Below are 9,734 nucleotides of genomic sequence, written 5' to 3'. Positions count from 1 at the left end.
CTTTAACATCTAATCCTTTTTATATATCATTTTCAAGTTAATTTTGGCACTCCGCAATGGAGTGCTTTTTTATGTTTAAATTAGGAAGCTCAAAGAAGGAGACAAAAAATTACTACTCAACAAATACCTTCTGCAAATCTTGTAATTTTGATTTTAACAGATGAAGTTTTTCTATTGCCAAAAACAACTTTCCTCTTCCAGCTTCTGACTTCCAGCCTTTAAAACTTAAATCCAATACTTAAATATATTCTGGAGAAATCCAGTTGGTTATTTCTGGAAATATTAAGATTGATTGGGCCTATAAGAGATTCATAGCCAAGGTTTACTCCATATCCGAACATTTCAAAACTGTCATTAAAAGGAGAAAGTTCCTCACTTACTTTTCCATAGGTGAATGAAGGGGTAAGGTATAATTTTTTCATGATCCTGTATTGAAGGGAAACTCCTACCTTCGCCACAGAATTCATAGGAAGTTCTTTCTGACGAAGACCATTAAACTCGGGGTTGAGAAGGTCATAATTATATTCACTCCCTCCTAAATTATACTTCTGGTTAAGGAAGAAGTAAGGTTCGGCATCATCTCTATAGGAGCCAAAACTCGTTCCCAGGAAAAGGTTAGCCTTCGCAGCCAGCCTTCTTGTAATAGGATAAGCAAAGTTTTCATTCAGCGTAAATGACAACAGGTTCTTAGGTACGAAATAACCGGGAGTCTGAGGATTTAATATCAAATATAACTGAGGCTGTACTACTTGGAGATCATACAGTTTATATTCATCGCCAAAATACATTCTTGCACTTACCTGAAGATGATTTCCTTTGGTAGAAAAGTACCTTTTATTCAGGTTATTCTGTTCAAACTTCAGAAAAGCATTAAAATTACTGTGATTATATAGTTTTTTGCTAAAATTATCAACTTTTGCCTGATCTACTTTATCCAGTAGGGTATACATCCTTTCAGTGCTGAACTCTGTTCCCAAAGAGATCAAAGCATTCGGAGTAATATTATAATTCAAAGCTACTTTTCCGGTAATATTTCTGTACATGTGGTTAGGAAACTTTGTCGTATTGTCTTCATCATCATATCCCAATGTCCTGAAAATTAAATCATTACTTTTAAGATGAACCATTTTAGCTTCAAGATCTATCCACCAATGATCTCCGCTTCCCAAAAAACGCTGATAAGCCAATTTTGCTTTAAAACGCTCTGAAATATCGATGGTAGCCAAGAATCTGGATCTGTTCGCCAGAATATTTCGGTACGTATAATTGACAATAATTCCCACCGATTGTTCTGTATCATAGTGAAGAGCCAGCTTAAAGGCTCCTTTCTTAGCTTTTTTAACGAAAATATTCATCACAAGCCCTTCACCCTCATTGGTATAGGTATAATAAACTTTTTCATATTGACGCACTCCAAATACCCTGTCTATAGCTTCATTAACGGTTTTCACATCATAATACTTCCCTTCCGTTAACCCCAATTCCTTCTTAATCACAGCAATTTCAACTTCATCGGTAAGCGGGGCTCCATTTTCTTCACTGAACGTGAATTTTGTGGTGGGAAGCTTTACTTCCTCAATCATTTCATGTTCGTACTTTATCCCAAGCTTTTTTTGAGCTTCTGCCAATGCTACAAACTCCGGAAGATGTTTTCTGGCTTCTATTTCTCCTATTTTAATGATCTTTCTGAACCTTGCAAAGTCTTTTGTGGTAATATCTCCTAAAGGGTCTACAAAGTCTACCAGAATGTTTGACAATGCCTTTTGATGCTTAAAATCTTCCACTGAACGAATCGCATGGGTCTGATAGATCATTTTCATGGGATTTTCAATCTCTTTTTTCGTAAAAAGTCTGAATCCGGTATAGCCACCAATTACAAAGTCAGCTCCCATCTGCCGGACCTCATTGGCTGGATAATTTCGGTCTAATCCTCCATCTACCAACAGCTTTCCATCAATATAAACCGGAGCAAAGGCTGCAGGAATTGCCAAAGTAGCCCGAATGGCCAATGGCAACGATCCTTTTTTCTGCATAACCAAACCTCCGTTTTCAATATCTGAGGAAGTAAGCTCTACCGGAATTCTTAATTTACTGAAATCATTGATATGCTTCGCGTTAAAAGTCAACGTATTCAAAACTTCACCCATATACTGCCCTTCAATATAAGAGCTTGGAAGCGTAGGAACTCCTTTTACCACAGGAAATTCCAGAATGTATTTATCATATTCATCTTTTTCACTGATATTGACCTTGCTGTAAGGGATTTTATTGCTCAGTATCCTGTTCCAGTCTACTTTATAAATGGTTTTCTTTAGCTGATCTGCGTTGTATCCCATTGCATACAAGCCTCCCAAAATTCCTCCCATACTGGTTCCGGTGATATAATCGACTTTAATTCCAAGGGAGTCAATCATTTTCAGAATTCCAATGTGGGCAAATCCTTTTGCACCGCCTCCACTCAGCGCTAAACCAAACCTGGTGTCTTTGGTAACATTCTGCAATCTGGTGTTCAGGGAATCGTTAATCTGCTGGGATTTAAGAAAGAGAGAAAAAATGAAAGTTCCGAAAATCAGGAGTTTTTTCATGAGACAACCTGTTTTTATGTGTATGAAAATTTTGTAGTAAATATACAACTATACCATAAATGCCAGCGAAAAAACTCATCGATTTCCCTATTTAAGAAGAACTTAAAAGTAATTATAGTTAATGAAAATTTTAATAACCATCAAAGTTTATTAAAATGAAAAAATAGTATTGCTATTTAAATTTAACGCAAAGATTCCATAATGCAATTACAATATTTTAAGCAAGCAAAAAAATAACTTCATTGATTCTTCCTAAGCGTACGCATGACATATTGCTTCAGCTACAAAGTCGCTCTTCTTTGCTCTCCAAAATAAAACGTTAGAATCATTACAACTTTGCTTAAAAAATAATTGAAACTTAATAAGACTTTACTGTTTCCACGAAGTTGATATCCGGATTCAGGATTTCAAGAATAAGACTTTTAACAGACCTCATGGCATCATCAATATCTCCTTTATCAAATACAAGCGGAACCATTCCCTTTTTAGCTTCAGCAAAGCTCCATATACCTGTTTCAATCGGGTATCCCCAGAACTCAGGAAGATGTTGTACCACGTAATGATAAATACAAAGCTGCAATGCTTGTTTTCGGTCGCTGTTATGGAAATACTCCTCTACATTTTCCTCATCAATTTTTACATGGAGGTTTTTGATTTTGGCTGTTTTATAATCAATGATCCTTAAAGTTCCATTCAGTTTATCAATTCTGTCAATAAACCCAAAGAATGAAATTTTGTCATTTCCATCAAGATAAAACTCAACATTTTCAAACCGTCTTTCAATATCAACAATCTCTAAAGTATTCCCTTGTCTGATCAGATCCAGATCATGATTCAGAATATTTTCAATCACCTTTTTTGCAATGGCTTTATGGATGTAGTTCATCCCTTTTTCATAGAACTCAGCTTGGTGTTTTAACTTCTCAATTGCAATATTTATATATTTATCTATCGCTTTAATTGATTTATCTAAATCACTTTCTTTTAAAACCTTACCCTTCAACACTTCATAAACTTCTTGAAGTGAATAATGCACCAAATTCCCATAGTTTTTCACAGACAGCTCTTCCTCAATTTCATCTGATTCTGAAGTATTCAGGATCTTTGACAAGTAGAAATCAATCGGGTTATAAAGATAACTTGTAAGGTGGGACGCTGATACTCTTTCCTTCCATTTCTGGAGTCGTTCCCTCACAATTTCCGTCTTGGGAATCTCTATAGGTTTTGTGATGATTGGATCTGAAGAATTTTCAATAATCAGGTGTTCGATCTCGTGGGAGCTTTCCATTTCTATCTGAGTGATGAAGCGGCTTTTTTCACCTGTATTCACTCCTGAGCTTAAAGCATTATATAGCAAATGAACATTCTTAGCATCCTGAATCAGCCTGTAAAAGTGGTAGGCATAAATACTGTCATTTTCCAGAAAGGTATGAAGATCAAAGAATCTTCGGATATCAAAAGGAATATAAGTATTCTGGGAATTCCCCAGTGGAAGCTTCCCTTCATTAACTGATAATAGAATTACATTTTCAAAATTAAGAAGACGTGTTTCCAGCAATCCCATAATTTGAAGCCCTCTCAATGGTTCCCCCTGGAAATCGATACTTTCAGAATTGATATGTTGGTTGATAAGGATCTCCAGTGTTTCCATTCTGATCTCAATATTGTAGGGAGTCAGCTGGTTTTTAATAACCCTGAAGGCATTCTCGAAGTGAGAAACGTTTTCATACTGTATATCATCTATTTCCAGCCATTTTACCTGGTGACAAAACGAAATAAGAATATCCAGATAATCAGTGGTACTTACTGCTTTTTGCAAAAGTCTAAAATAAGAGAGTTCTCCCAGAAGCTCCTCCAAAAGCTTTTTAGAAATATAAACAATATTCCTTTCTTCTATTTTCGTTTTAAAATCATTAATGATCAGTTCATCTTTAACTGACTTTGGAAGCTCTTCAAGAATGGGAAATACATCTCTGTAGTAATACGAAGTTTTATTTTTCTCCAGCTGTTTCTGCAGATAGAAAAGCCGTTTTACGGCATTAGAAAAAGAGAGATTCTTTAATGGGAATCCCATCGTAATATTCAGGTTTTCTACGCCATGCATTACATCCAGGCTTGCAGGAAGAAGATTCTCATCCAGCAACACTACTGCGGTATTGGAATAGGTTTTATTATTGATTTCCTTGAAGATCTCCGGCAGCACCTTTGTTTGCGTTACATTTCCGGAAACTTCATATACCTTGATCTTTTTAGGTTGATTAAAGTCATCCTCTATCCACTGAAAAGCTCTGTTATCATCAAACTCCTTCCATGTTTTATGATTTCTGAGGAATTTACCGGCTTCTTGTCTTTCGTCATTAAAGTAATAACGGTCTGCCTGAAAAAAGCACTGAGCTTTGTTCCACTGCAAAAGACTTCTTACCAGCTTCTCTTCAACAGGCGTAAAGGCATTAAATCCGCAGAAAACAAACTGTTCCGGTGTATTCTTTGCAAAATCCGAGATACTCGCTTTAGCAGCCTCATGAATCATTCCTGAAGTTGCCCAGTTCTTTTCTTTTAACCTGCTTTTTAATTCAGGAAGGAAAATATTCATATTCTGCCAAAAATTAAGGAACTTCTTTCTGGGCACATCATCATCCTCACCAAGATTCTGAGCCCATTCTTTGATCCTCTCCTCGTCAAACATGTATTGCAGAACCGCCTGATCACTGTCTGAAAACTTCAGAATATCATCCCAATCCTTCTGCAGGGTTGGAAACCACTTCAAAAAGTCTGAAAAGTTATCTCTTGGGATCAGATTCAGGCTTCTGTATACATCAAATGAAAAAAGCCAAAGTGGAATTCCCTGAATCACTTGCTTATCTGCAATCGTATTAATCAGCTCCTCAATGGTAAAAAAGTTAGGAAGAAACCCTGAATAATTATTTTCTTCAAGAATCTGTCGGATAAATACAATCGGACGTTTTCCGGGCAGAATGATATTAAACTCAGATAAGTCCGGGTTTTGTGCCAACAATTCGTGAATGATCTTATTAAGGAATTTCAAGGGGCCTGGTAACTTTTAAGGTTTTCTAATTCTTTTGAGATGAAAGCATTATATTCTGCCTGTTTTTCTTCGTCCATCCCATGACGGGTATCTTTATCATAGGCTATCTGGAAATTTTTATATTCGTTGGATATCGTATTATAAATAGAATTAAATAACCTGTTGTAATCACCAGAATTCCTGATCCTTTCCTCAACTGATTTCCTGAATTTCCTTACAAAAATCTCTGCAATATCAAAGTGTTTCTGCTCATGCAGCAAAATATAATCATTGATTTTTTTGACATCTTTCCAGGATTTATCTTCGTTGAATATAGTCTTTATTTCAATTTTCACCGGAGACTTCGGATTGCTGGATTTCACCACAGAATACTCCCAACCGCAGTTGGTATAAGCTGCAACATCCGGATTATTTTTTCTGTTAACTGGACTTTTAAAATTGTCCCATACCAGCTTTTGTCCTTCCTGCCATATAATCTTCTGTCCAAACATCATATTAGCTGCCAACAGACAGAATACAAAGATCAATTTCATTATTTCACCACAATCGTTTTTGTAATCCAGTTATTTCCTCCGTTCCAGAAAGTAAACGTATACTTCCCTATCCTCTGTGGGTTGAAATTAATCTGGTTAACCGCTGAATAGCTCTTTTGAGCACAAGGACCATTGGAAATGTACTTATAAGCAGTTACTGATCTTTCAAAATCACCGTTATAAATATAATCATACGCGTAAAACCCTTGACATTGAGAAGAATAAGTGGAATACGTTTTGATTGGCTGTACTGTAAAAACATTCATAGTATCATTGGCAATTTTTACACTGTCTATTTTGACCTTATCAATGGACTCGATTGTCTGATAATCATCATCATTACATGAAACCAATACAAAGCCAAACAATAGTGCTGAAAATCCAATATTTAAAAGCTTTTTCATAATCTTTAATTTTAATGATTATCAATACATATTGAGCAAAAATTATTCCTCAATCAGAACAAATCAGGAATTAAAATTACCTTTTGATACATAAACTACTTTTTTAGTATCAAAAAATTCTTCATCAAAATAATGTTTCAGGTTGAAAATTTCACATTTAAGTCCGGCAAGTTCTTCAGCAAGATCTCCACCCTTTAAATATAAAATTCCGTTATGCTTAGGGTTAAATTGTTCTTTTTCAAATTTTCCTTTCAGCCATCTTAAAAATTCAGGCATCTGAGTTACCGCTCTACTAACGATAAAATGGAATTTTTCTTTTAATTTTTCGGCTCTTCCGTGAATCGCAGTTACATTTTTCAGCCCAATCCCCTCTGCAACAGCATTTACTACACTAATTTTCTTTCCGATGGAATCAATCAGGGTAAATTGTGTTTCAGGAAACAGAATTGCCAATGGGATTCCCGGAAAACCACCTCCTGTTCCAATATCCAATACTTTCGTTCCAGGAGCAAACTCCATCACTTTTGCAATTCCCAATGAGTGAAGAATATGTTTTTCATACAAAGATTCCATATCTTTTCTGGAAATTACATTGATCTTTTCATTCCATTCATTATAAAGGGTTTCAAGTTTTGCAAACTGCTCCAACTGTGTTTCAGTAAGATCCGGAAAATATTTTAATAGTAACGATGTAGACATGTGAATTATTATAATCTGCAAAAATAAGTTTTTATTGGCTTTATTCAAACTTTAAGCCGGAGTATATTCAAAAAACAGCTTTAATCCGAAACACGATGTAGCTTCCGAAACCTGATAAAAATCTTTAAACCTGGTATCTTTTTATTACCCTCACAAGGCCTTTTTATTATATATTTGTTAAAATTCAAAAAAATACAATGGACAAACTTTCAGATAGAGTAAAAAGACTAGGATACTCACAGACTTTTGTAATGTCTAACAAGGCAAGGGAAATGAAGGCAAACGGAATTGACGTAATCAGTTTAACCCTTGGCGAACCGGATTTTGATGTTCCGGATAACATCAAACAGGCAGCATTCGATGCCATCAATCAGAACTACAGCCACTACTCTCCTGTTCCCGGATTTCTGGAATTGCGTGAGGCTATTGCTTATAAATTAAAAAGAGATAACAACCTGGAATACAAACCTACACAAATTTGTGTTTCAAATGGTGCTAAACAGGCTATTTTAAATGTTTTGGCAGCGATCATCAATGACGGTGATGAAGTATTACTTCCTGCCCCTTATTGGGTAAGCTACGATGAAATGGTGAAAATGATGGGCGGAAATTCTGTGATGCTTCCTACTTCTTATGTTACAGATTTCAAAGTAACTGCTGAGCAACTTGAAGAAGCAATTACAGATAAAACAAAAGCCATTCTTTTCAGCTCTCCATGTAACCCATCAGGAGGATATTATACTTATGATGAATTGAAATCTATTGCTAAAGTGGTTGCGAAATATCCTCATGTGACGATTATTTCAGATGAGATCTATGAGTTCATCAATTATGAAACAAAAACTACTTCCATTGCCCAGTTCCCTGAAGTATATGAACAGACCGCGGTAATTAATGGTATGTCAAAAGCTTTCGCGATGACCGGATGGAGAATCGGGTATTCTGCATGCCCTGAATGGCTGGCTAAAGCTTGCGAAAAAGTACAGGGACAGATGACCAGCGGTGCCAATACTGTGGCTCAAAGAGCTTCTATTGTAGCTTTAAAAACAGATCCTTCAGAATACAGATATATGATTGATGCTTTCAAAAAGAGAAGAGATCTTGTGTATGACCTTATCAAGGAAATTCCGGGATTCAAAGTATTGCTTCCAAAGGCTGCTTTTTACTTCTTCCCTGATATTTCGTATTATATCGGAAAAACGTTGAATGGAACTGAAATTAAAAATTCTGATGATTTCGCCATGTTCTTATTGGAAAATGCCCATGTAGGATGTGTTGGCGGATTCTCTTTCGGAAGTCCTGAGTGTATCAGATTCTCTTATGCAGCTTCTGAAGAGGAACTCAGAGAAGCCATGAGAAGAATCAAAGATTTACTTGAAAAATTTAAATAATTCTTTGGATAGTGAAGTTTATTTTATATATATTTGAAAAACAACCAAATTTATTATAAAATGAAAAAACTATCAAAAAAAGCTTTGAAAACGATTAACGGAGGTGAAACAGTATATATCCGTTGTGAATTTAGCGGAAGAGTAGGTCAGATTCACAATGTTGAAACATTTGAAGACATCGCTCAGGGAGCAGCTACAATATGCAAAAATGGAGAAAGTTTCAGTATTTCTTAATTTACACTTAAAAGCAGAACTGTGTTTCAGTTCCCATGTGTTTCGATATCAATTTCGATCAACTATATAAAAAAGCCCTGATTTCAGGGCTTTTTTCTTTAACAACACATCAAAAACAATTATAGATTTTATTTATCAAAAACTATTTGTTCGATAGATGGAACTTTTATATATTTGCATCAGAAATTTAAATATAAAAACAGAAAATTATGTCTTTAGTAGGAAAAAAATTCCCGAATTTAACAATCGATGCAATGTCTGAAATGGGTGACGATTTAAGAATCAACATCCTTGAAGAAGCTACTAACAACCAACAAAAAGTTCTTTTGTTCTGGTACCCTAAAGATTTCACTTTCGTATGCCCTACTGAGCTTCACGCTTTCCAGGAGGCTTTAGGTGAATTCGAAAAAAGAAATACTAAAGTAATCGGTGCATCTTGTGATACAAACGAAGTACACTTCGCTTGGTTAAACACACCAAAAGATAACGGAGGTATTGAAGGGGTAACTTATCCACTTTTAGCTGATACTCACAGACAATTAGCAAACACTTTAGGGATTGTAGATCAGGATTTCGAATACAATGAAGAAGGAGAAGAAATCTTTACAGGTTCTAACGTAACTTACAGAGCAACTTACCTTATCGACGAAACTGGAAAAATCTTCCACGAAGCGGTAAACGATATGCCTCTAGGTAGAAACGTAAAAGAATTCTTAAGATTAATTGACGCTTACACTCACGTTCAAAAACACGGTGAAGTATGTCCTGCAAACTGGGAAGAAGGTAAAGATGCTATGAAAGCAGACAGAACTTCTACAGCAGAATACCTAGCAAAAAATTAA

The 9,734-nt window shown here is 35.6% G+C and carries 8 protein-coding genes; 3 read left to right on the top strand and 5 right to left on the bottom strand.

Annotated elements, in window-relative coordinates; genetic code table 11:
- Positions 1-218: 218 nt before the first annotated feature.
- From BBH99_RS04110 to rsmG, 5 genes are all read right to left on the bottom strand, one after another.
- A complete protein-coding gene (locus BBH99_RS04110) occupies positions 219-2,585 on the bottom strand; it encodes a patatin-like phospholipase family protein (RefSeq protein ID WP_066692348.1) in 2,367 nt (788 codons plus the stop codon).
- Between the two features lie 358 nt (positions 2,586-2,943).
- The gene (locus tag BBH99_RS04105) at positions 2,944-5,631 is read right to left on the bottom strand and encodes a PD-(D/E)XK nuclease family protein (RefSeq protein ID WP_066692347.1); all 2,688 of its coding nucleotides are present in this window, start codon (positions 5,629-5,631) and stop codon (positions 2,944-2,946) included.
- Positions 5,628-6,164, bottom strand: a complete 537-nt coding sequence (locus tag BBH99_RS04100; protein WP_066692345.1) for a DUF922 domain-containing protein — start codon at positions 6,162-6,164, stop codon at positions 5,628-5,630. The genes BBH99_RS04105 and BBH99_RS04100 overlap by 4 nt, the downstream gene beginning before the upstream one ends.
- Positions 6,164-6,568 carry a hypothetical protein gene (locus tag BBH99_RS04095; protein ID WP_066692343.1) on the bottom strand — a complete coding sequence of 135 codons (405 nt, stop codon included), beginning with the start codon at positions 6,566-6,568 and terminating at the stop codon, positions 6,164-6,166. Before BBH99_RS04095 ends, BBH99_RS04100 begins: the two co-directional genes overlap by 1 nt.
- A gap of 63 nt (positions 6,569-6,631) precedes the next feature.
- Positions 6,632-7,267, bottom strand: coding sequence for a 16S rRNA (guanine(527)-N(7))-methyltransferase RsmG (rsmG, locus tag BBH99_RS04090; RefSeq protein WP_066692340.1), 636 nt, complete (start codon positions 7,265-7,267; stop codon positions 6,632-6,634).
- Positions 7,268-7,464: 197 nt separating this feature from the next.
- Here rsmG and BBH99_RS04085 point away from each other — a divergent pair, with 197 nt between their 5' ends.
- The 3 genes from BBH99_RS04085 (at position 7,465) to BBH99_RS04080 (ending at position 9,734) form a co-directional block, all read left to right on the top strand.
- A complete protein-coding gene (locus tag BBH99_RS04085; protein ID WP_066692337.1) occupies positions 7,465-8,658 on the top strand; it encodes a pyridoxal phosphate-dependent aminotransferase in 1,194 nt (397 codons plus the stop codon).
- 60 nt (positions 8,659-8,718) lie between these two features.
- The gene (locus BBH99_RS22020; RefSeq protein WP_123872992.1) at positions 8,719-8,892 is read left to right on the top strand and encodes a bacteriocin; all 174 of its coding nucleotides are present in this window, start codon (positions 8,719-8,721) and stop codon (positions 8,890-8,892) included.
- A 209-nt stretch (positions 8,893-9,101) separates the two neighbouring features.
- Entirely contained in the window at positions 9,102-9,734 is a 633-nt protein-coding gene (locus tag BBH99_RS04080; RefSeq protein WP_066692332.1) for a peroxiredoxin, read from the top strand.

The sequence above is a fragment of the Chryseobacterium contaminans genome (genome assembly GCF_001684955.1).
GTDB classification, from domain to species: domain Bacteria; phylum Bacteroidota; class Bacteroidia; order Flavobacteriales; family Weeksellaceae; genus Chryseobacterium; species Chryseobacterium contaminans.
This window is presented reverse-complemented; position numbering and strand designations above follow the sequence as displayed.